This is a genomic window from Flavobacterium sp. KKT103 (assembly GCF_055640565.1).
The window spans coordinates 2,349,894-2,372,844 of the sequence record NZ_CM145766.1 but is presented as its reverse complement, the minus strand read 5'-3'; the positions used below and the strand labels follow the sequence as shown (position 1 = coordinate 2,372,844).

Annotated in this window: 18 protein-coding genes; 13 read left to right on the top strand and 5 right to left on the bottom strand. The window is 36.0% G+C overall.

Annotated features, from left to right (window positions below; all coding sequences use genetic code 11):
- The first annotated feature begins 28 nt into the window (after positions 1–28).
- The 5 genes from ACZ2G0_RS10195 to argH all read left to right on the top strand — a co-directional run bounded on the left by ACZ2G0_RS10195 (position 29) and on the right by argH (position 5,926).
- Positions 29–1,174, top strand: coding sequence for an aspartate aminotransferase family protein (locus tag ACZ2G0_RS10195; protein ID WP_470307546.1), 1,146 nt, complete (start codon positions 29–31; stop codon positions 1,172–1,174).
- Between the two features lie 32 nt (positions 1,175–1,206).
- Positions 1,207–2,154, top strand: a complete 948-nt coding sequence (locus ACZ2G0_RS10190) for an N-acetylornithine carbamoyltransferase (RefSeq protein WP_470307545.1) — start codon at positions 1,207–1,209, stop codon at positions 2,152–2,154.
- Entirely contained in the window at positions 2,144–2,929 is a 786-nt protein-coding gene (gene argB, locus ACZ2G0_RS10185; protein ID WP_470307544.1) for an acetylglutamate kinase, read from the top strand. The genes ACZ2G0_RS10190 and argB overlap by 11 nt, the downstream gene beginning before the upstream one ends.
- A 105-nt stretch (positions 2,930–3,034) precedes the next feature.
- Positions 3,035–4,117, top strand: coding sequence for a M20 family metallo-hydrolase (locus ACZ2G0_RS10180; RefSeq protein ID WP_470307543.1), 1,083 nt, complete (start codon positions 3,035–3,037; stop codon positions 4,115–4,117).
- Positions 4,118–4,645: 528 nt separating this feature from the next.
- A complete protein-coding gene (gene argH / locus ACZ2G0_RS10175; protein ID WP_470307542.1) occupies positions 4,646–5,926 on the top strand; it encodes an argininosuccinate lyase in 1,281 nt (426 codons plus the stop codon).
- A gap of 95 nt (positions 5,927–6,021) precedes the next feature.
- On the opposite strand, the gene ytxJ is transcribed toward argH, so the two are convergent.
- A complete protein-coding gene (gene ytxJ, locus ACZ2G0_RS10170; protein WP_470307541.1) occupies positions 6,022–6,411 on the bottom strand; it encodes a bacillithiol system redox-active protein YtxJ in 390 nt (129 codons plus the stop codon).
- A 195-nt stretch (positions 6,412–6,606) separates the two neighbouring features.
- Between ytxJ and clpB the strand changes: the two genes are divergently transcribed.
- Positions 6,607–9,216 carry an ATP-dependent chaperone ClpB gene (gene clpB, locus ACZ2G0_RS10165; RefSeq protein ID WP_470307540.1) on the top strand — a complete coding sequence of 870 codons (2,610 nt, stop codon included), beginning with the start codon at positions 6,607–6,609 and terminating at the stop codon, positions 9,214–9,216.
- Positions 9,217–10,022: 806 nt separating this feature from the next.
- On the opposite strand, the gene ACZ2G0_RS10160 is transcribed toward clpB, so the two are convergent.
- Complete coding sequence (locus ACZ2G0_RS10160; RefSeq protein ID WP_470307539.1) at positions 10,023–12,314, bottom strand: acyl-CoA dehydrogenase family protein; 2,292 nt, start codon at positions 12,312–12,314, stop codon at positions 10,023–10,025.
- Between the two features lie 291 nt (positions 12,315–12,605).
- Here ACZ2G0_RS10160 and ACZ2G0_RS10155 point away from each other — a divergent pair, with 291 nt between their 5' ends.
- From ACZ2G0_RS10155 to ACZ2G0_RS10140, 4 genes are all read left to right on the top strand, one after another.
- Positions 12,606–13,325, top strand: a complete 720-nt coding sequence (locus ACZ2G0_RS10155; protein WP_470307538.1) for a tetratricopeptide repeat protein — start codon at positions 12,606–12,608, stop codon at positions 13,323–13,325.
- 51 nt (positions 13,326–13,376) lie between these two features.
- Complete coding sequence (locus tag ACZ2G0_RS10150) at positions 13,377–14,174, top strand: DUF1853 family protein (RefSeq protein WP_470307537.1); 798 nt, start codon at positions 13,377–13,379, stop codon at positions 14,172–14,174.
- Positions 14,175–14,285: 111 nt separating this feature from the next.
- On the top strand, positions 14,286–15,122 hold the full coding sequence (locus ACZ2G0_RS10145; protein ID WP_470307536.1) for a helix-turn-helix domain-containing protein: 837 nt from the start codon (positions 14,286–14,288) through the stop codon (positions 15,120–15,122).
- Between the two features lie 85 nt (positions 15,123–15,207).
- Positions 15,208–15,756, top strand: coding sequence for a YbhB/YbcL family Raf kinase inhibitor-like protein (locus ACZ2G0_RS10140; protein WP_470307535.1), 549 nt, complete (start codon positions 15,208–15,210; stop codon positions 15,754–15,756).
- 68 nt (positions 15,757–15,824) lie between these two features.
- Here the strand turns inward: ACZ2G0_RS10140 and ACZ2G0_RS10135 are convergent, their stop codons facing one another.
- On the bottom strand, positions 15,825–16,106 hold the full coding sequence (locus ACZ2G0_RS10135; protein WP_470307534.1) for a hypothetical protein: 282 nt from the start codon (positions 16,104–16,106) through the stop codon (positions 15,825–15,827).
- A gap of 321 nt (positions 16,107–16,427) precedes the next feature.
- Between ACZ2G0_RS10135 and ACZ2G0_RS10130 the strand changes: the two genes are divergently transcribed.
- On the top strand, positions 16,428–18,200 hold the full coding sequence (locus tag ACZ2G0_RS10130) for a hybrid sensor histidine kinase/response regulator (protein ID WP_470307533.1): 1,773 nt from the start codon (positions 16,428–16,430) through the stop codon (positions 18,198–18,200).
- Between the two features lie 132 nt (positions 18,201–18,332).
- On the opposite strand, the gene ACZ2G0_RS10125 is transcribed toward ACZ2G0_RS10130, so the two are convergent.
- Entirely contained in the window at positions 18,333–19,052 is a 720-nt protein-coding gene (locus ACZ2G0_RS10125) for a hypothetical protein (protein WP_470307532.1), read from the bottom strand.
- Between the two features lie 181 nt (positions 19,053–19,233).
- Here ACZ2G0_RS10125 and ACZ2G0_RS10120 point away from each other — a divergent pair, with 181 nt between their 5' ends.
- Positions 19,234–20,166 carry an NAD-dependent epimerase/dehydratase family protein gene (locus tag ACZ2G0_RS10120; RefSeq protein ID WP_470307531.1) on the top strand — a complete coding sequence of 311 codons (933 nt, stop codon included), beginning with the start codon at positions 19,234–19,236 and terminating at the stop codon, positions 20,164–20,166.
- 146 nt (positions 20,167–20,312) lie between these two features.
- A complete protein-coding gene (locus tag ACZ2G0_RS10115; RefSeq protein ID WP_300286846.1) occupies positions 20,313–21,200 on the top strand; it encodes a carbon-nitrogen hydrolase in 888 nt (295 codons plus the stop codon).
- A gap of 73 nt (positions 21,201–21,273) precedes the next feature.
- Here the strand turns inward: ACZ2G0_RS10115 and ACZ2G0_RS10110 are convergent, their stop codons facing one another.
- The gene (locus ACZ2G0_RS10110; protein WP_470307530.1) at positions 21,274–22,800 is read right to left on the bottom strand and encodes a choice-of-anchor I family protein; all 1,527 of its coding nucleotides are present in this window, start codon (positions 22,798–22,800) and stop codon (positions 21,274–21,276) included.
- Between the last annotated feature and the right edge of the window lie 151 nt (positions 22,801–22,951).

Below are 22,951 nucleotides of genomic sequence, written 5' to 3'. Positions count from 1 at the left end.
AACTTTAAACCATTTAAACAAAAACACAATGAACTTATTCGACGTTTACCCATTATATCCTATCACGCCTGTAAGTGCATTAGATTGCATTATTACGGATGACAAAGGAATTGAATATTTAGATCTTTACTCTGGTCACGGTGTAATTTCTATTGGACACACGCAGCCTCATTATGTTGCGAAAGTAAAAGACCAATTAGATAAATTAAGCTTTTACTCCAATGCTATCCAGAATCCACTTCAGGTAGAACTAGCGGACAAACTAGGGAAACTCTCAGGATACAATGACTACAGCTTATTTTTGTGCTCGTCAGGAGCTGAGGCAAATGAAAATGCCTTGAAAATGGCCTCTTTTCACACCAATAAAGCAAGAGTAATCTCGTTTCACAATGCTTTTCACGGACGTACATCGGCTGCTGTCGCTACAACGGATAATCCTAAAATCATAGCTCCTATTAACGCACAACAAGTGGTAACATTTTTACCGTTGAACGATTTAAATTTGGTAGAAGCTGAACTAAAAAAAGGAGATGTCGCTTGTGTGATTATCGAGCCTATCCAAGGTGTTGGAGGTTTAGATCAAGGAACCACTCCCTTTTTTCAAGGATTAGAAAAAATTTGCAAGCAATATGAGGTTGTATTAATTCTAGACGAGGTACAATCCGGTTTTGGAAGAAGTGGGAAGTTTTTTGCACATCAGTTTCATGATATCAAACCCGATATCATCTGTATGGCTAAAGGAATGGGGAATGGTTTCCCGATAGGAGGAATTCTAATTGCGCCTCATTTTGAAGCGAGCTTTGGTTTACTTGGAACCACTTTTGGAGGTAGTCATTTGGCTTGTGCTGCGAGTATTGCAGTGCTCGATGTGATAGAGGAGCAACATTTGATGGCAAATGCTAGCAAAGTAGAAGCTTATTTTATGGAAGCCATAAAAGTGATTCCTGAAATTATCAAAGTAAAAGGAAGAGGATTAATGCTAGGAGTCGAATTCGATTTTGATGTAAATGCATTACGAAAGAAGATGATTATCGAAAAACATATTTTCACGGGTGGATCTAGTAATAAAAATTTACTTAGAATTCTTCCTCCCTTAACAATCACAACAGCGGCGATCGATACCTTTATCGTAGCATTGCAAGAATCCTTAGCAGAATTAAAAAACAGCAACTAGTAGGAAGCTTACGTTGAAAAAAAATAAAAACAATGAATTACATATCCGTTCAAAACATAGATTCTTTATCCCACTGGGTCAAGCAAGCTTTGAAAATAAAGAAGAAACCGCTCAAAAGTAAAAAGCTAGGTAAAAACAAAACCTTAGGAATGCTTTTTTTTAATCCTAGTTTAAGAACTCGTTTAAGCACCCAAAAAGCAGCCTTAAACTTAGGAATGAATGTCATGGTAATGAATTTTACTAATGAAGGTTGGACACTAGAGTTTGAAGATGGTGCCATCATGAACCAAGGCGCTTCGGAACACATTAAAGAAGCCGCTGAAGTCGTTTCTCAATATTGTGATATAATCGCTGTACGTGCCTTTGCTGGATTAGTTGACAAAGAGAAAGACAATGCCGAGACTGTGTTGGCGGGATTTTTAAAATATGCTACCGTGCCCATTGTAAATATGGAAGGATGCACCGGTCATCCTTTGCAAGCACTAGCAGATGCTATTACCATGGAAGAATACAAAACACCACATAAACCAAAAGTAGTTTTGTCTTGGGCACCGCATCCCAAAGCTTTGCCGCAGGCGGTAGCCAATTCTTTTGTTGAAATGATGCGATTGCAAGATGCCGATTTTGTAATCACACATCCCGAAGGGTATGAATTAAATCCTGAGATTACTAAAGATTCGGTTATTGAATATGATCAAAATAAAGCCTTTGAAAATGCCGATTTTATCTATGCCAAAAACTGGAGTAGCTATACTGACTATGGTCAAATTACCAATACCGACCCAAATTGGACAGTAACCTCCCAAAAAATGGCTTTAACTAATAACGCTAAATTCATGCATTGCTTGCCCGTACGACGCAATGTAATTGTAAGCGATGAAGTACTAGACAGCGATAATGCTATTGTAATCGAGCAAGCTAACAATAGAACCTACGCAGCACAACTAGTTTTACAAAAAATACTAGAAAATGAACAATAAAGTACCATTAACGATAGTGAAGATTGGTGGAAACATAATTGATGATGCCGCTGAATTACAACAGTTTCTAGCCGATTTTTCAAAAATTAAAGGTCTAAAAATTTTGGTACATGGTGGCGGAAAGTCAGCTACTAAAATGGCACAGAGCATCGGTTTGGTTCCTCAAATGGTCGACGGACGACGCATCACGGATGAACCTATGTTAAACATAGCTGTCATGATCTATGCCGGACAAATTAATAAAAATTGTGTTGCGCAATTGCAAGGAAATGGATGTAATGCTATGGGGTTTTCGGGAGCGGATGGGAATTTAATTCAGTCCGAAAAAAGAAACCACCCTACTATCGATTATGGATTTGTTGGCGACGTGCAAAAAGTGAATAATACGCTGTTGCAAACCCTACTTGAAACGGGTATTACACCTGTTTTTTGTGCCATCACTCATGATAAAAAAGGACAATTATTAAATACGAATGCGGATACAATCGCAAGTGAATTAGCAATCGCCATGTCTGAGATGTACGAAGTAACTTTAAATTATTGTTTTGAAAAACCCGGTGTTCTGTTCAATTCAGAGGATAACACCTCAGTAATTAAAATAATGAATAGCGATTTATATACCAAATTAAAGTCTGAAAAAGCCATTCATTCTGGTATGATACCTAAATTAGACAATTGTTTTAACAGCTTGTCTAAGGGTGTTCAAAAAATACGAATTGGTCACCATAGCATGTTACAAAATAACGAAGCTATTTGCACAACAATTGCTTTATAGAAATCACCATTAATCGATTAAGGCCTTTAAGCTTAAAGAACTAAATATCGTAATGGTTAGTTTAAAACTGAAAATTTCATTTTTAGAATTCGACATAAAAAAAATATGAAAAACATCGAAATCCTTACACAAGAAGCCATTTCACTTTTAAAAGCATTAATCGAAACCCCTTCGTTTTCGAGCGAGGAGGACAAAACGGCTATTTTAATTGAGAATTGGTTCGCTGTAAACGAAATACCATTTAAAAGAGAAAATAACAATATCTGGGCGCACAATAAAAACTTTGATAAAACTAAGCCCACACTCTTACTCAATTCCCATCACGACACGGTAAGGCCCAACCAAGCCTACACCAAAGATCCTTTCAAGGCGATTATAGAGAATGGTAAATTATATGGTTTGGGCAGTAACGACGCTGGAGGTTGTTTGGTTTCGCTATTGGCTACTTTTGTACATTTTTATGCTATTGAAAATTTACCCTATAATATAGTAATAGTAGCTTCCGCTGAGGAAGAAAGTAGCGGGAAAAATGGTTTGAATAGCGTATTGAAACATTTGCCTGAGCTGGAATGCGCCATTGTAGGCGAACCCACTTTGATGCAATTGGCCATAGCCGAGAAAGGCTTACTTGTGCTAGATGTCAAAATAAAAGGAACGCCAAGTCATGCTGCACATCAAAATGAGGATAACGCTTTGTATAAAACAATTCGCGTGATGGAATGGTTTAAAAACTATACATTCGATAAAGTTTCGGATCAACTGGGGCCGGTAAAAATGACTGTAACCCAAATCAATGCTGGAAAACAACACAATGTCGTTCCATCAGAATGTGATATTGTAGTAGATATTCGTGTCAACGATTGCTACACCAATCATGAAGTTTTGGCGGTAGTGCAAGAACATGTAAATGCCGAAGTAACGCCGCGTTCTATGAATTTAAGTTCGTCTTCCATACCTGAAAATCATGGTTTAGTACAAGCTGGAATCGCTTTAGGTCGCACAACTTACGGCTCTCCTACCCTTTCGGATCAATCGGTTTTGAGTTGTAAATCATTAAAACTAGGACCCGGAGACACCCTGCGGTCACACTCAGCAGATGAATTTATTTATCTTAACGAAATTGAAGAGGGAATCGAATTGTACATAAAAATACTAACCGATTTTTTTAAAGCAGTAAAACTATCCTAAGATTATTAAAATAAGGAGCTATTTCCTGCTATCCGCTCTATCTTTTCCTGCTTAAAGAAAGCAGTAAAAGGATGCCGCTGCTATCAGGGCTAAAATGGAGTAGTTCTATAGGAAATAGTAAAACTTCGCGACTCTCTGAGCAACCTCTGAGTAACTCCGTGAAACAACAACATAAAATAAAACTTCGCGATTCTCTCAGTAACCTCTGAGAACCTCTGCGAAACAACAAAATAAAATAATACTTCGCGACTCTCTGAGTAACTTCTGAGATCCTCTGCGAAACAACAACATAAAATAAAACTTCGCGACTCTCTGAGCAACATCTGAGAACCTCTGCGAAACAACAATATAAAATAATACTTCGCGATTCTCTGACTAATCTCTAAGAACCTCTGCGAAACCAAAACATAAAATAAAACTTCGCGACTCTCTGAGCAACCTCTGAGTAACTCCGTGAAATAAAAAACAATAGTTAAGCTTCAATCGAAAACTTGAAACTTGAAACTTTAAACCTGAAACAAAATAGATATGAAACTTTGGGAAAAAGGAATACCTACAGACAAAAAAATCGAACAATTCACCGTCGGTAACGATAGAGAATTAGATTTGGTTTTAGCCAAATATGATGCTTTAGGATCTATTGCTCACGCCAAAATGTTAGGAAGCATTGGTTTACTAACAACAATTGAAACTGATTCGCTTGTAGCGGCATTAAATGATATTATTACCGATATAGCTGCAGGAAACTTTACAATCGAAGATTCATTTGAAGATGTACACTCCAAAATCGAATATTTACTAACCGTTAAACTGGGCGATGCCGGAAAAAAAATTCATACCGCACGTTCTCGTAACGACCAAGTTTTAGTTGATGTCAACTTATATTTGAAAGAGGTCGTGATCGAAATGAAAGAGCAGGTAAAAGCATTGTTTGATTTGTTAATGGAATCGGCTGAGAAATACCAAAACGTTTTATTACCCGGATATACGCACCTGCAAATCGCTATGCCATCATCATTTGGGATGTGGTTTTCAGCTTATGCAGAGACTTTAATCGATGATATTACGATGTTAAATGCAGCTTTAAAAGTAGTGGATCAAAACCCACTAGGTTCCGCTGCAGGATATGGTAGTTCCTTCCCTATCAACAGAACATTCACTACAAAAGAGCTCGGTTTCGATACCTTAAAATACAATTCAGTTGCCGCTCAAATGAGCCGTGGAAAATCGGAGAAAACCTTGGCTTTCGCCATGAGTAGCGTAGCCGCAACACTAGCCAAATTTTCTATGGACGTATGTGTGTACATGAGTCAGAATTTTGATTTCATCGGCCTACCAGCGCATTTAACCACAGGTTCCAGCATTATGCCGCACAAGAAAAATCCTGATGTATTCGAATTAATTCGTGGGAAATGCAATAAAATTCAGGCTTTGCCTTATGAAATCACATTAATCACCAATAATTTACCAAGTGGTTACCACAGAGATTTGCAACTTTTAAAAGAAGGCTTGTTTCCGGCAATTCAAAATTTACAGGCGTGTTTAGATATCGCAATTTTTTCGATCAAGGACATTAAAGTGAAAGACAATATTCTAGCAGATAAAAAATACAACTATTTATTTACCGTAGACACTTTAAATGAAATGGTAGTGGCAGGAATGCCTTTTAGAGACGCCTATAAAGCTGTCGCTGAACAACTAGAAAACGGAACTTATGAAAGCCCGAAAGAAACTAAACACACACACGAAGGAAGTATTAACAACCTTTGTTTAGCGGAGATTAAAGAAAAAATGAACCAGGCCTATTAAAATGTTTTTACTTCAACAATAAATAAAAAAAAGCCCCGAATTCACAAACAGCATAGGTGAATTTGGGGCTTCAGTTTTAATGTTTTTGATAAAAACTAAACTTTAGTTTTCAATGCTCCAGCATCAATATCACTGTGCGAAGCATCATAAATCGCTTTTCCATCTTTTATCAAAATCAATTGAGGCGATTGATGTTGCACTCCAAAACGGCTCGCAATATCATTTGAAACGTCTCGAAAAGTAATCAAGTCTAAGAAGTAAGGCGTTACCTTTTCTGGAAAATCAAATTCATTTTCAAATTGTTTCAAAGCCATACGGCTAATACTACAGCGTGTACTGTGTTTAAAAATAGCCACTGGCTTTTCATTTGAAGCTGCTACAATCTCATCTAACTGAGAAATATGATTCAATGGTTCCCAATCCATTTTAATATTGGATTCGTTTGGGTTCTCTGAACTCCCAAAAATATTTTTTAAAAAACTCATAATTTGTCGGTATTTCAGTCATTTTGACTGTGTTATATGATAAAAATCATTTATTTTAAGCCATTTTGTCTGTAATTTCGCTATGGAATATAAATTGATGATTCGTAAACAAAGATAAAACAAATTACTAATACATGTAGCTTCTGATTATTTTGAAATTAAAAAACAAGTAGCTTACATAAAAAATATACAATTATGAACATAAATAAATTTACCATTAAATCGCAGGAAGCCATTCAGCGCTCCCAGCAAATGGCTCAAGAATACGGGCAGCAACAAATAGAAAACGAACATCTATTCAAATCGATTTTTGAAGTTGACGAAAACGTAGCGCCTTTTATTTTGAAAAAATTAAATATCAACGTGCCCTTGTTTATCCAAATTTTGAATAGCGAAATACAGAGTTTTCCAAAAGTATCCGGAGGTGAAATTCTGCTTTCGAGAACAGCTAACAGCACACTGAACGATGCAGAAACTATCGCTAAAAAGAGGAACGATGAATTTGTTTCGATCGAGCATTTAATCTTAGCTATCTTCGCATCAAAGAGTAAGGTTTCTCAAATCTTAAAAGACCAAGGCGTAACCGAAAAAGGTTTAAAAGCAGCCATCGACGAACTGCGAAAAGGCGAACGAGTAACCTCAGCATCAGCCGAAGAAACGTATAATTCATTAAACAAGTACGCTAAAAACCTCAACGAATTAGCCAAAGCAGGAAAATTAGATCCTGTGATTGGCCGTGACGAAGAAATTCGTCGTGTCTTGCAAATCCTGACTCGTCGAACTAAAAACAACCCGATGCTTGTGGGTGAACCTGGTGTGGGTAAAACAGCCATTGCCGAAGGTTTAGCACACCGTATTGTAGATGGCGATGTACCTGATAATTTGAAAGACAAAATTGTTTTCTCATTAGACATGGGAGCGCTTATCGCAGGAGCTAAATACAAAGGAGAATTTGAAGAACGACTAAAAGCAGTAGTGAAAGAAGTAACCGCTGCCGAAGGCGATATCGTACTTTTTATTGACGAAATCCACACCCTTGTAGGTGTTGGTGGTGGTGAAGGCGCTATGGATGCGGCTAATATTTTAAAACCCGCTTTAGCTCGTGGTGAACTTCGTGCTATTGGAGCAACGACTTTGGATGAATACCAAAAATATTTTGAAAAAGACAAAGCCTTGGAGCGTCGTTTTCAGAAAATTATTATCGATGAACCAGATACCGAAAGTGCGATTTCTATTCTCCGTGGGATTAAAGAAAAATACGAGACACATCATAAAGTCCAAATAAAAGACGAAGCAATTATCGCAGCTGTCGAATTATCTGAGCGTTATATTACCAACCGCTTTCTTCCAGACAAAGCGATCGATTTAATGGACGAAGCGGCTTCTAAAATCCGAATGGAAATTAACTCTAAACCCGAAGAATTAGATGTTTTAGACCGAAAAGTGATGCAACTCGAAATCGAAATTGAAGCTATCAAACGCGAAAAAGACGAGAGTAAGCTCAAAGTCTTGGGTATGGAGTTGGCTAATCTAAAAGAAGAGCGCAATATTATTTATACCAAATGGAAATCAGAGAAAGATGTGGTCGATAATGTGCAAGCTATTAAAACCGAAATCGATGACTATAAATACGAAGCAGAGCGTGCAGAGCGTGATGGCGATTATGGAAAAGTAGCCGAAATTCGTTACGGAAAAATCAAAGAAGCCCAAGAGCGCTTGGACGTTTTACATAAAGAACTGTTAGAAAATCAATCTAGCGGAAGCTCACTGATTAAAGAAGAAGTAACACGCGAGGACATTGCCGAAGTAGTAGCGAAATGGACCGGAATTCCAGTAATGAAAATGCTACAAGGCGAGCGCGAAAAATTACTTCATCTAGAGGAAGAATTACACCGTCGAGTAGTTGGTCAAGAGGAAGCAATTGAGGCCGTGAGTGATGCCGTGCGTCGTTCTCGTGCAGGATTGCAAGACATGCGCAAACCCGTGGGAACCTTCCTTTTTCTAGGAACTACCGGTGTGGGAAAAACCGAATTGGCCAAAGCCCTAGCCGAATACCTTTTTGACGACGAAAACGCCATGACGCGCATCGATATGAGTGAGTACCAAGAGCGACACAGCGTGAGCCGACTAGTAGGTGCACCTCCAGGATACGTAGGTTATGACGAAGGCGGACAATTGACTGAAGCTGTACGTAGAAAACCATATTCTGTAATTTTGCTTGATGAGATCGAAAAAGCACATCCAGATACTTTTAATATTTTATTGCAAGTACTAGACGAAGGACGATTAACAGATAACAAAGGGCGTCTAGCCGATTTTAAGAACACTATAATCATTATGACCTCTAATATGGGAAGTCAGATTATTCAGGATAAATTTGATAATATTAAGGGAAGTATCGAGGACGTTACCGAGGAAGCCAAAGCCGATGTGCTAAGCTTATTAAAGCAAACCGTACGTCCAGAGTTTATTAACCGTATCGACGAGATCGTGATGTTTACCCCTTTATCAAGCGAAAATATTGCCAAAATTGTAGGCCTCCAACTCAAATCGGTTACTAAAATGTTGGCCCTACAAGGGATTACTATGGACGCTACGCCGCAAGCAGTAGCTTATTTAGCCAAAAAAGGGTATGACCCACAATTTGGAGCCCGTCCTGTAAAACGTGTTGTTCAGCGAGAAGTACTGAATAAGTTATCGAAGGAAATTCTTTCGGGTGCTATCACTACAGACAGTATCATTTTGCTAGATGCTTTTGATGACGAATTGGTTTTTAGAAACCAGTCAGTACTCATTCCAGAATAGTTTTTATATTGTAGTAAGAAAACACCAGTCGAGAGGCTGGTGTTTTTTTTGGGGAAGCAGACGATTGGTTTTCAATTAACATTCCCTCCTGCTCTCTGCTGTATCTCTCCGTTTCACTGCGAGGATGCCGCGACGATCAGGGCTATTAACGCAAACACATTTAACAAAGTCATTGCGAGGAACGAAGCAATCCTACTAAAACAATTTCTTAATACGAAGCCTATCTACAAACTAAGATTCTTCCTTCTACAAAATGACAAATGTATAAAAAAAACCACCCCACAAAGTCATTGCGAGGAACGAAGCAATCCTAATAAAACAAATCCATAATTTGAAGCCTAACTTCAAACAAAGATTCTTCCTTCGTCAAAATGAAAATTTTGTACAAACAAAACCACACCACGAAGTCATTGCGAGGAACGAAGCAATCCTACTAAAATAAATTCATAAAGCGAAGCCTGATTACCAACATAGATTCTTCCTTCGTCAGAATAACAAATGTGCATAAACAAAACCACACCACATAGTCATAGCGAGGAACGAAGCAATCCTACTACAACAATTACTTAATACGAAGCCTCAATACCAATAGGGATTCTTCCTTCGTCAGAATGACAATTATGCATAAACAAAAACACACCACAGAGTCATTGCGAGGAACGAAGCAATCCTACTAAATCAAATCCATAATTTGAAGCCTAACTACATGCAGAGATTCTTCCTTCGTCAGAATGACAAATGTGCATAAACAAAACCACAAAGGCATTGCGAGAAACGAAGCAATCCTACTAAAACTATTCCTTAATCTATACACCAAAAACTTCTCTCCCCTTTACAATTACCTGCTCAATTAAAGCACCCAAACAAGAATTTGGAATAGCAAAGGCATCGACTAAAGCAACAGCATCTGGACGTAAATCCCAACACAATTGATTAACCATTTTCCTAATGGCTTTGGTTTTCACGGCTTCCATATAATCATCTTCTAAATACCAACCTTTGTATTTTTCTAACTGGGAAAGGGCATACAATTGACACAACTGATTAAAAATTGCTTTGGCATCCGCATCTTCAACTGTACTAATAGCTATTTGAAATTGCTCTAATACCACTCTGTCTAAATGTGCTCCCGCCAAATCGATCATTTGGTGTTGCACCACATTAAAGGCATCGTAACCATCCATACCGCTATCAATTAATTTTTTTATGCGTCGCGCCGCTGATGCTACGATGGTTTGCTCACGGTGCTGAAACGCTTGTAAATGAAAGGCGCCATCTAATAAATGTGCTTCATCTGTGTTCCGAATCGCAATAGGATTTTTTTCTGAAATGGCAGTCTTGGCATTTTCATACACATAATTGATGACTGCCAGTGATCCCTTTTCGACAAACGATTTCCTAAATTCAGATAAACGACTTTTTGCAACTAATTGCATCAGTACCGTATTGTCGCCTTCAAAAGTGGTGTAAATCTCGGTGTCATTCTTTAAAGCATCAATTCTATTCTCAGATAAGTACCCTTTCCCTCCGATCGCTTCTCTACACTCTTGCAATGTTGCTGTGGTGTTCCAGGTACTGTACGCTTTTAAACCAGCCGCTAGTGCCTCGATTTCCTGCATATCGCTCTCTGACCTTTTTGTAAATCGGTCCGTCAGGTATTGTAAAGCAAAATGAATCGCATAGGTTTTTGCAAGCGGAATTAACAACCTACGTTGGTGCATGCGGTAATTTAAAATGGGTACTTCTGATCCGCCTTCGGGTCCAAATTGACGTCGTTGATCACTGTACTTTATTGCAATCGTAAGTCCCGTTTTGGCTGCAGCCAAAGCAGAACGCGGAATCCCTATACGTCCTCCAACCAAAGTTCCTAGCATCGTGAAAAAACGTCGGTTATCACTAGGAATTGGACTCATAAATTCACCCTTTTCGTTTACCGAGGCGAAGCGGTCTAACATGTTCTCTTTTGGAATAGTGACACTGTCAAAACGAATAGTACCATTATCCACACCATTTAGTCCCATTTTATGTCCACAGTCACCAATCGTGATTCCTTTTAGTATTGTTCCGTTTTCATCACGTAACGGCACTATAAAAGCATTTACACCATAGTCGTGACCGTCGATAATAAGCTTAGCAAAAACGGTAGCCATTTGTCCGTGCACAGCAGCATTACCTATGTATTCCTTCTGTGCTTTAGGATGTGGCGTGTGTACCGTAAAAGTTTGATGTGTATGATTATAAGTTGCCGTAGTCTCTAAACCTTTTACATTAGATCCGTGGTGCGTCTCTGTCATAGCAAAACAGCCCGGTAATTTTAAGCTCCCTATATCTCTTAAATATTTGGCGTAGTGTTTCTCCGTTCCTAAAGAATGAATACTCATTCCCCATAATCCAAATTGCACTCCAAATTTTATGACCAAACTCAAGTCGTGGTAGCTCAATGTTTCCATTATGGCAAAATAATCTAAAATATTATCTCCTCCGCCATGTTCCTTAGGGTATGCCATACTACCTAAGCCCTCTTTTGCTAAAATCCTAGACCATTGCATAACATGCTCGCGATACTCCGCAGTATTGGTTATTGTTTCAAGTTTAAACTCAGGACGGGAAATAATTTCCTTCACCTTATTCATGATAGGCGATTGCTCTCCATCTAAAATTGAAGTAATTTTAGCTACATCAAAATTTGTATGAGCAGTGTGCGTTGCTGTTTTAGGATCTATTTTGAGTTTGAAATGGCTTATTGCCTCGGCACTTGTAATTCCTAAATTGTGTTCCAGTATCATAAATGACTCTTCTGACTTTTTCACGTCAGTATTACCGCTAGAAAGCGCTACTGCAATTTCATAAATTGATTTTAATTCTGGATTGTCAGAAGTGATTTTGTCAATACTATTTTTCCATTCCGAAAGGATTTCACGAGATGGCGGATTAGAAACATCGATTTTCGAAAGTAGCACTTCTTTATCTACCTTCGTTAACCATTCTTGTTCTTCAATAAATTTTTTAAGCGTGGTAAACTCTAAAGGTGTTAATAAATCATCAGACCAAACGAGATAGAAAAGAGGTATAAAAGCTTGTATTTGAAATTGAGACATAAGACGTGATTTATAATGAAAAGGAAAGATACCAAAACTACTTCCAAACAGTTGTTAAGGTTCTTGTAAATATAACTATTAGCGCAAACTAAATAAATTACAAATGGATTTGTATACAAATAAAGTATCCCGAACTAACTAAAAATAGATCAGCTGCATTTGTTGCTCTTAAAAAAATTAATACAAGTACCATAATCTTAATGAAAAAACACTAATAAATAAAGTTATTTCTTACTATCTTTATATTTTTACTTGCATAATGCAAACCAAACTCTTAATTGACTACAAGCTATGAGCAGCAAACGTATTTTCCTTCTCTTAATTACTACTGTGTTTTTCATAAATGGATACAGTCAAACTGCAAAGAAATACGCAGATCAAGGCTATGCCAAAATTGAACAAGAAGATTACCGCGGTGCTATTTTAGCTTACAATAAAGCAATTGCATTAAATACTAAAGATGCTGAAAATTATGCTTTCAGGGGTTTTTCCAAATTTAAATTAGCTGATTACAAAGGTGCTATAACCGATTACACTACGGCAATTACTTTAGATCCAACAACTGCCAATTTATATGCAACTAGAGGTAGCGCAAGAGCAAAACTTAAGGATTATAATGGCGCTTTATCCGATTATAGCACTGTGATTAATCTAGAACCTAAAAATCCATTTGCTCACTATATTAGAGGGTATACCAAAATGAATCTGCATGATGATAAAGGTGCAATAACCGATTTTACCAAAGCACTGCAATTAAATCCTGACTTTAAGGATGCCTACGTGAATAGAGGTAAACTTAAAAACAAAATGAAGGACTATAAAGGTGCAATTGCTGATTATACTAAAATTATTGCGATAGATGGTACTGATGCAATGGCCTATTACATGCGAGGCAATGTTAAATCTAGCCTTGGTGACCTAAAAGGATCCAAAACTGACCATGATACCGCTATCAAATTATACCCAAAAATAGAAAACTTGTATAAGCTTACGGATTCCAAGGAGGACTAACTCTTAGTTCTGTCCATCCTAACAATATCTCAACTATTTTTCTTCTAATTGATGAATACAAAATCAAGAATAGCGTCTGTACTCCAAGCTACCCCTTTAGGCTACGAGCTTACGGGAATTCCTGTTTTTGATTTGAGGCTATTACAACTACCTCAACATCTTGATTTTCCATTGCCAACCAATCTACGTTTAGGACATTTAGTAGAGAAAATTGTTGCTGAACTCTTAAAACAAGCTAGTAATTATGAGTTGCTATTTGACAATATTCAAATAATTGATGATAAAAAAACGATAGGCGAGCTTGATTTCATTATCCAAGAAAAAAGTAGCAACCAAATTTATCATTTAGAACTAGCTTATAAGTTTTACCTATACGACCCAACCATTTCATCCGATTCTCTTTTTAATTGGATTGGCCCCAATAGAAACGATTCATTAAAAAAGAAATTAGAGAAGCTAAAAACAAAGCAGCTTCCTTTATTATTTGATGAACGTACTAGAGAAAGTTTGAAACCACTTTCAACAGCTCACATAAAACAAGTAGTTTGTATTTTAACAGCTTTGTATTTGCCTTTTAATTATGACTCCAAAATAGATGCAGCTTACACAAAAGGAATGAAAGGGTACTACCTCAACTTTGAATCATTTAAAAAACAGCATTCTACCGGGAAAAAGTATTACTTACCCAAGAAAACAGAATGGGGAATGGAGCCAAATGAAAATGAGAACTGGCAAGAATTTAGCACCATAGAACGGCATGTTTCTATGACTATCGCAGAAAAGCAAGCGCCACTTTGCTGGCAAAATCACAACGGATTGTACAGTGAATTTTTTATCGTTTGGTGGTAAAAACAAAGCACTATTTCGTTGGTATTTATCAAAAATCCTACTTATTAGTATTATAGATTGAAAAGTTTAAAATCAAATAGGGATTCGTACTTTTGTTAAAATTAATTTAGAATGAGAACTATTGCATTACCAGATGAGCTTCCTATTGAAAAGACTGATTTAGTTCAACTATATGATTATCGAAGTTCGTTAGAAATCAATAAACAGCAAATTATTCTCAATCAAAATACGTTTAGCTTTTTGATGGACGGTAGTAAAGAAGTTTTTTTTGACAACACTGCCTTATCAATCACGAACTCTCATTTTTTATTAATGAAGGCAGGTCATTGTTTGATGACGGAGAAATTATCTGATATTGAAAACTACCGCAGTGTTTTACTCTTTTTTTCGAATGAAACACTATTGAAAATTATTAGAAAAACCGCAATTCAATCTGTAAAACCGCCCCAAATTCAATCTGTTTATGGGTTTCAATACGACGAATTTATTCATCAGTTTGTGAGTAGTTTAGTAGCTGTTTCTAAATTAGCTGAAAGTATTCAGTCTAAATTATTGGAAGTAAAGCTAGAAGAAATCATATTGTATTTAACTGAAATATACGGAACAGATTACATATTTTCGCTTCTTGCAAATGGTGATAACAACAAACAGAAAATCATAAAAACGGTCGAAAACAATCTCCTTAGCAAATTAACAGTCGCAGAATTGGCTTTTATTTGTAATATGAGCGTTTCTACCTTTAAGCGAGAATTTGAAAAATGCTATGAGGAATCACCTATAAAATGGTTTCAAAACAAGAGGTTAGAGCATGCGCATTACCTACTACGTCAGGAGCATAAAATCGCATCTGAAATTTACTTTGAAGTAGGTTATGAAAACTTATCGAGTTTTATTCAGGCATACAAAGCCAAATATGGAATCACTCCCAAACAAGATGGTAAAAACTGACCTTTTAGCACTACTTTTTGAACAAATGCCCCTTCTTTGATTGTTATTTCTCATCTAATTTTGTTAAAAATTAAATAACAACAAAATGAAAAAAATTAACTTAGCTGTAGCGATTGCATTATTGTTCACAACTACAATATTCGCTCAAAAAACATTCACTTTAAGTAGTAAAAGTATTGGTGGTCAAGCCACAAAAATGCAAGAGTTTAACGGTTTTGGCTGTTCTGGTGACAACGCTTCACCGCAACTAAGCTGGTCAAATGCACCTGAAGGAACTAAAAGCTTCGCAATTACAATGTATGATCCTGATGCTCCTACGGGAAGTGGATTCTGGCATTGGGTTGTATTCGACATTCCAGCCAATGTTAACGAACTAGTCCAAAACGCCGGAAATGTATCTTTGAACTTGGCACCAAAAGGAGCGATACAAAGTACTACAGATTACGGAATTAAGGGTTTTGGAGGTCCATGTCCACCAGAAGGTCATGGCTACCATGAGTACATCATCACTGTTTTTGCGTTAAAAACCAATACTTTGGGATTAACCGACACGATTAACCCAGCAATAGTAGGTTTTAACCTTTGGAATCAAACTATTGCCAAAGCTAGTATTGTAATGTACTACAAGAGATAAACCACTTATTTAAATAAAAAAATCGGATTGAAATGTATATTTCAATCCGATTTTTTCTTTGTGATTATTTAAGCTATTTTTAAAATTCTGTTAATCGGTATTCCAACTCCCTTTTTAAGCACGACGCTTTCATCTGTTAATGCCCAGACCGTCGTTTCGACCATTTTTTGAGATAAATCGTCCTCAAAGAAGATCTGAATTTTAGAATGTTCTAAATTACCCAGGGACAAAGCGCGTTCCAATTCATTTTTTCTCTGATCTATCGCACTATCATCTTCTAAAACTTCACTGTGTGGGAATTTTAACGACTCGATTGCTTCCTTTTCTATGGTTTCAAAATTTAAGGTCATGGCTGGGTATTTTAAGTTAGTATTATAGTGTTTATTGCTATACAATTTGTCTCTTTACAAACGGTGCTTACTCAAATATACAAGCTTTTCTAAAAAAACAAAATACTATTATTATTACTTTAACAAAATTTTATTCTGTTTTAAAAAGCTTCAAAAAAACTATTTTTAACAACCATGCAAAACACCTAAACGTACCATGACTAAAAAAAAGCTAAAAACGAAACAACTAGCTAATTGAATACATATTAACATATTGTAGTTGCTAATTATATTTTGTACTTTGCATAACCAAAATCTACTTTATTACTTAGCTACGCATCTATGGCCAAAAAAATTACAAAATCAAACCTTGCCAGTATCTCTAAGGTTAATAAGATTGATAATTTCAGTTTCAACTTATTTACAGTTCAGTTTTTATTCATAATGGTTTTTCTTTTTGGAATAAAATTCTATTATGCCGCTTATGGCACAATACCAATTATTCTCTTATTCATTTACTTTTCCTTCGCTAAAAATCTTCACTTTCGACAAAAATCAATACTTGCTATTGCGGCGATTACCACCTTTTATACCTTTGCTTTTATCTTATACGGAAAGTCGTTTAACTTCATTATCATTACCTACTTGACACCAATATCATTGCTAATTATGATACGTTACAACAGGTTAATGATTCTCTTCGCACTAATAATTGTTATCATAATTGGAGTCACCATTCACTATGACTTTTTTGGCTTTGATTTTGGAAATAAAAAGTACATTGGAAGAGATATTTATGAGCCTCTTTTTTACTTTATTTTCGCCATGCTATCCATTTATTTAGTGATATTGTTGACTGCACGAACCAAAGCTATATCTGCCATTATCAAAGATTTGAAACATAAAAATGCGGAACTTGAAGAATCTAAAATTGAGTTAAAAAAATTACAGATCAATAAAGAATCTTTCTTTGCGATTATGAGTCATGAAATTAGAACACCACTTAACGCCATTAAGGGCATTAGTGATATTTTAAAAAATAATAGAGCTAACAATGAAGATTATAAATTACTAGAATTGATGGATTATTCCTCAAATCATCTCTTAGCTTTAGTAAATAATATTTTGGACTTCACTAAATTAAACGATGGTGCCTTTACTTTACAACTTTCCGAGTTTAACCTCCGAAACTCATTACTTTCAATATTTAAAATGAATGAACGCGTTGCTCAAGAAAAAGGACTTGAATACGTTTTTGAAATTGCAGATGATATACCTAATATGGTTTATGCTGATAAAAACAGAATAGACCAGATCATTTTAAACCTAATGAACAATGCGTTAGAACATACCGATTCTGGATTTGTAAAACTCAAAGCCAAAGGAAAATACAGTACAGAGATAAAAAATGTGTTCGAAGTACAAATTACAGTTGCTGATAGCGGAAAAGGTATAGAGAAATCTTTGAGTACCAAACTTTTTGAAAAATACAATACCTCTAGTAAGACAAAAGATAGTGTAGGCCTTGGTTTAACTATCTCTAAAGGCTTAATCGAACTAATGAATGGATCAATAAAATACAAGTCTAAAGTTAATATTGGTACTACATTTACAGTTAGCTTACCACTACCTTTAAAGGAGCAAATAGCAGGTGATCAAGAAATAGACGAAACCAAAATCTACTTGAATAATTTGAAAATTTTGATTGTCGATGACAATAAAATAAATTTGATGATCTTAGAAAAGCAATTAATTAACAATCTGAAAAACAGCTCTATAACTATTGCATACAATGGTTTAGAAGCAGTTAACCTAGTTCAAAATAACGACTATGATTTAATATTAATGGATATTGTAATGCCTGTAATGGATGGTATAACAGCTTCGGTTACCATTAGAAATCTAGATAATGATTCAAAGAAAAATATTCCCATTATTGCGCTTACAGCAAACGTTGGAGAAAACGAGTTTCGACGATGTCAAGATGCTGGCATGAATAAAGTGATGACCAAACCATTTGAAATTGAAGCTGTCATCAAGGTAATTGCAAAAGAAATCGAAGTCTATAACAGCAACATTCTGGATAAAACAAAAACGGATCAATTAGAATGCTGATTTTCTAACAGATGCCGTTAATGCGTTTTCTGCACGACAGAGACAATCAGTACAAGTATGATAATCATTTAAAAAACAAATACTATTTGAAACTAAATCAAATAGTATTTGTTGTTAATGGAATAACACTACTTACAAAGTAGTAAATAGGGCACTATCTAAGTTATCTTTTACGATAACATTTTTAGGACTAACATTTTCATTAGGTCTATCAAATGACAATAAGATAGATCCCATTTTTTGATAATTGTTCCAAGGTTTTAAAAATTTTGGCTCTGCATCATTAAAGTTTTGGTAGTAAGCCCATTGCTCTACTAAATGAGATTCTTGACCTACATACACCCAGTATTTGTTCTCTGGCGTTACTCCTACTTCATCAAAAGTCAATTGCAATACATCTGCTGTTTTACCATTAGGCAAAGTATCGGTTTTAACGAATGATAAGGTAACACCTGGATCTTGTAGTTTCCATGGCATAACGAGCCAGTACGCATCATTAATCCACCAATTTTTTCCCTTTTCTAGCAGTGCATTTACTTTCTTTTCATCTATTAGTTGCACGCCATTCTCGTATACCTTTCCTTTCATCGTATTGATATTTACCAATACTACTTGGTTGGCTGAAGGATTCTCTACTCTAACATCTCCGGTCCATTTATCCCAAGAAAGTTTTCTGTTTACAAAATCCCACTGGATAAAATGCGTAGCATTATAGTTCTTCATCCCACCCATTGCGGTCAACATTTCTTGGACAATAGCAGCTGCTTTTTTGTCCTTAGTTTGTGCGAAAATAGCCGTGCTGCTTACCATAATCACTACAGCCATAACCGCTGCTTTTACAATACTTTTCATATTTTTCTTTTTGATTGATTCTTAGTAACAAAAGTAAGTACTTTTTATAGATTTAAAATTTAAAACTACATTACATCTGCTTATTAGTATATTGGTACAAACTATAAACGCGGTTGATTACAGTAAGTATTTCAATATTTTCTTTAATTTTGACAACCATCTTATTTATCAAAACATCAATATGCAAACAATACTAGGCGCAAACGGAATCATTGGCGAAGAATTAGCTCGAGAACTTCGTAAAAACTACGCTGATAAAATTAAAGTAGTGGGTCGGAATCCTGAAAAAATAAATGCTGATGATCTATTGTTTAAAGCTGACTTACTTGATCCCAATCAAGTGTACTTAGCATTAAAAGGGAGTTCGATAGCCTACTTGACCGTTGGTCTTGCTTATGACTCGACCGTTTGGCTGCGGGATTGGGTTCTAGTAATGAAAAATGTAATTGATGCCTGCAAAAGCAACAATTGCAAATTGGTCTATTTTGACAATACCTACGCTTACCCTCAAGATGAAAGTATTCAAACCGAGAAGACACCCATGTCATCCCAAGGAAAAAAAGGTACAGGTAAACGTTTGGCTGCTGAACTATTATTGAACGCTATTGCTGATAAAGAAATTGAAGCGGTAATTTGTCGTGCTCCTGAATTTTATGGTCCTGGAAAAACGAAGGGATTTACCAATGCCCTGATTTTCGAAAATTTAAAAAATGGTAAAAATCCAAAAGTGTTTTTAAAAGATGATGTGCTTCGTACTTTAATCTATACTCCTGATGCCAGTAAGGCCATGGCACTGATAGGAAATACAGCCGATGCTTACGGTCAAACTTGGCATTTACCTTGTGATGACAATCGGTTAACTTACAAACAATTCCTAGCAGAAATTGAGAAACAACTACACAGAAAAGTCAACTATAGCGTTTTATCTCGTTTTGTACTTAAACTAGCTTCTTACTTCGACAAAAATCTGAGAGAAACACAGGAGCTGCTTCCGAGATACGCTATCGATAACATTTTTGATTCTAGTAAGTTTAAAAAGCGATTTCCCGATTTTAAAACGACCACTTATGCTAATGGTATTCAAGCGATAATTAAAGATTTCAAAATAAAATAATGCTTTTAGACAGCTTTACTATTCAACATAAATTAAGAGTAATTACTATTTATTAGGTCCCAAACTAAATCCTTTCGAGGATTAGCTAAATCTTCACTTTTAAAACTTTGCGAAATTCACTATTTTTGCATCCTAAACAATATATCATGCCAAATAAAAAATATAAAATTGCCGTTATTCAGCTGAATCTTAATGATATCGCCGAAAACAACTTGAAAAAATGTATTAGTTGGGTTCGTGATGCCGCTAGTCAAGGTGCCGAGGTAATCTCACTTCCAGAATTGTACAGCAGTCATTATTTTTGTCAAAGTGAAGATGTTGATAATTTTGCTTTAGCGGAACCATTATACAGCACTTCATTTATTGCATTTAGCGCTTTGGCTAAAGAATTAGGCGTGGTCATCATTGTTCCTTTCTTCGAGAAAAGAATGGCAGGAATTTACCATAACAGTGCTTACATTATCGATACTGATGGTTCAGAAGCTGGATTGTACAGAAAAATGCATATTCCAGATGATCCTTACTTTTATGAAAAATTCTATTTCACACCAGGTGATTTAGGTTTTAAAACAATACCAACTCAAAAAGGAAAAATTGGAACACTAATTTGCTGGGACCAATGGTATCCTGAAGCTGCACGTTTGACTGCCTTGAAAGGTGCCGAGGTTTTATTTTACCCAACTGCTATTGGATGGCATCCAGGTGAAAAAGAGCAATACGGCGTGAATCAATACGGTGCATGGATGAACGTTATGAAAGGTCATGCTGTAGCAAATGGTGTTTACGTTGCTGCTGCAAACCGTATAGGACTTGAAAAATACTTGCCAGATACAGATGGAATTGAATTTTGGGGTGCTTCGTTCATAGCTGGACCACAAGGAGAAATTTTGGCGCAAGCCTCACACGACAAAGAAGAGATATTAATTGCCGAAGTTGACTTGGATTTACAAGAAAATGTGCGTCAAAATTGGCCATTCTTTAGAGACAGACGTATTGATGCTTTTGGAGATATTACTAAAAGAGCAATTGACTAAGTATTAAGATACATAAAATACAAAAAGAGCCTAGCGTTAATAAACTCTAGGCTCTTTTTAAGTTAAAGCATTTCTAATTTAAGCTCGGCTGATAAATTTTCACTGTTCCGTCCCCTTCGCTGCTTACAATAAGTAAACTTCTTTTAGTTGGACTTTTTGAAGCTGGAATAAATAATAGTCCCTCGGGAGCATCACCTGTTTTCAGGGTTTGCAAATAGATTGGAGCTGCAGGGTTTGTAACATCGTAAACCATACAGTTATCTGTTCGTTCTAGTCCTACAAATAAAATATTTTTGTTTCCCATTTTTACTGTAACAACTGATTCTGGCTCTGATCCCTTATCATCACTTCGATTATCGTCATACGTACCAAAAGCAAAAGCTTTAGTATCCAAATCATTTTTACTATCAAATACCATATCCCCTGTATTACCATTCCAAATAGAAAACGACCTTCCACCAAAACTTACAAGCTCATCAATATCTCCATCATTATCCGTATCGCCCATTTTATTTACAATATTTAATCTACCCATTTTAGCATCTTTCTTTAGCTCAGATGCGTTAGGAAAACGTGTTGGGTCTAAAACGATAGCACTACTACTTATTCTGCTTACATCAACATAATTGGTATATTCTCTCGCATCGCCTTCGTTTGCAGTTACAAAGTAAGTTGTACCGTTCACTTCAAAATTACTAATAGCATCCGGCATGTACATTCCCTTCACATTCCATGGATTGAAAGCTACAGCTCCATCTTTGTCACTAACGTCAATTCCGTTTGCAGCAGTATTAAAATCTTTTAGACCTAAGGCAAAAATCGAGCTGATTTTTTTCGAAAGTAGATCAACTTTAGCCACACCATTATTTTCTTGCAGCGTCACCCAAGCCGTTTTTGAATCAGCTGAAATAGTAATGTATTCTGGCTCAATATCTTTGGCAAAGTCATTCGTTGGACTTGAAATCTTGAAGCCATTGGCCTTAAGTGCTGGTAGTTGATTACTAAAAGAACTAAAGTTCAAAGTAGTAACTGCATAATTATTATTGACCTCAATGATTGAAATGGTACCTTCAGGATCAACTGAATAATCGTTGTTGGGTTCCCCTTCATTTGCAGTCATAATGTACTTGCCATCTGGTGAAAAAACAACCATATCTGGCAGTGATCCAACAGTAATTTCTTTAATAACAGCGTAATTAGCTGTATCAAACACAACCACTTTACCTAAAGCTTGCTTATTAGGTACTGATTCAAGAGCAACTGCTAATTTACCATTGTAAGTGGCAACGCTATTCGAAGCACCATTGAATCGAGTTAAATCTATTTGACCTATAATTTTAGGATTGCTAGGGTCAGATAAATCTATAACATCAATCCTATTTGTATCACTATTATTTACAGTAAACAATTTTTTAGAAACCTCATCATAAGCACTAATTTCTGCAGCACCCGATCCTCCAATCGTAATGGATCCAATTTCTTTAAAAGTAGCTGGGTTTTCGTTTACGATCTCTTCGATCTTAGTATCAGCTGCATCGTTTGATGAACAGCTTGATACAATACTTGCTACTAGTAATAGCGCTAATCCGTAATTTTTCATCTTGTTTGATTCTTTTATTGGTTTTGCCAAAAATAGAAGGATACTTTAAGATATAGATTAACAAAACATTACGGAATCTTTACTAAAAATAAAGTAAGTATTAACCAGAATTACTTTTAAAAACCAGTTGGTTTTAAAATCATTCCACAAT

Excerpts from the sequence above, each read along its gene's own strand:
- ACZ2G0_RS10195 (WP_470307546.1), top strand. The coding sequence starts at position 29 with ATGAACTTATTCGACGTTTACCCATTATATCCTATCACGCCTGTAAGT.
- ACZ2G0_RS10190 (WP_470307545.1), top strand. The coding sequence starts at position 1,207 with ATGAATTACATATCCGTTCAAAACATAGATTCTTTATCCCACTGGGTC.
- argB (WP_470307544.1), top strand. The coding sequence starts at position 2,144 with ATGAACAATAAAGTACCATTAACGATAGTGAAGATTGGTGGAAACATA.
- ACZ2G0_RS10180 (WP_470307543.1), top strand. The coding sequence starts at position 3,035 with ATGAAAAACATCGAAATCCTTACACAAGAAGCCATTTCACTTTTAAAA.
- argH (WP_470307542.1), top strand. The coding sequence starts at position 4,646 with ATGAAACTTTGGGAAAAAGGAATACCTACAGACAAAAAAATCGAACAA.
- ytxJ (WP_470307541.1), bottom strand. The coding sequence starts at position 6,411 with ATGAGTTTTTTAAAAAATATTTTTGGGAGTTCAGAGAACCCAAACGAA.
- clpB (WP_470307540.1), top strand. The coding sequence starts at position 6,607 with ATGAACATAAATAAATTTACCATTAAATCGCAGGAAGCCATTCAGCGC.
- ACZ2G0_RS10160 (WP_470307539.1), bottom strand. The coding sequence starts at position 12,314 with ATGTCTCAATTTCAAATACAAGCTTTTATACCTCTTTTCTATCTCGTT.
- ACZ2G0_RS10155 (WP_470307538.1), top strand. The coding sequence starts at position 12,606 with ATGAGCAGCAAACGTATTTTCCTTCTCTTAATTACTACTGTGTTTTTC.
- ACZ2G0_RS10150 (WP_470307537.1), top strand. The coding sequence starts at position 13,377 with ATGAATACAAAATCAAGAATAGCGTCTGTACTCCAAGCTACCCCTTTA.
- ACZ2G0_RS10145 (WP_470307536.1), top strand. The coding sequence starts at position 14,286 with ATGAGAACTATTGCATTACCAGATGAGCTTCCTATTGAAAAGACTGAT.
- ACZ2G0_RS10140 (WP_470307535.1), top strand. The coding sequence starts at position 15,208 with ATGAAAAAAATTAACTTAGCTGTAGCGATTGCATTATTGTTCACAACT.
- ACZ2G0_RS10135 (WP_470307534.1), bottom strand. The coding sequence starts at position 16,106 with ATGACCTTAAATTTTGAAACCATAGAAAAGGAAGCAATCGAGTCGTTA.
- ACZ2G0_RS10130 (WP_470307533.1), top strand. The coding sequence starts at position 16,428 with ATGGCCAAAAAAATTACAAAATCAAACCTTGCCAGTATCTCTAAGGTT.
- ACZ2G0_RS10125 (WP_470307532.1), bottom strand. The coding sequence starts at position 19,052 with ATGAAAAGTATTGTAAAAGCAGCGGTTATGGCTGTAGTGATTATGGTA.
- ACZ2G0_RS10120 (WP_470307531.1), top strand. The coding sequence starts at position 19,234 with ATGCAAACAATACTAGGCGCAAACGGAATCATTGGCGAAGAATTAGCT.
- ACZ2G0_RS10115 (WP_300286846.1), top strand. The coding sequence starts at position 20,313 with ATGCCAAATAAAAAATATAAAATTGCCGTTATTCAGCTGAATCTTAAT.
- ACZ2G0_RS10110 (WP_470307530.1), bottom strand. The coding sequence starts at position 22,800 with ATGAAAAATTACGGATTAGCGCTATTACTAGTAGCAAGTATTGTATCA.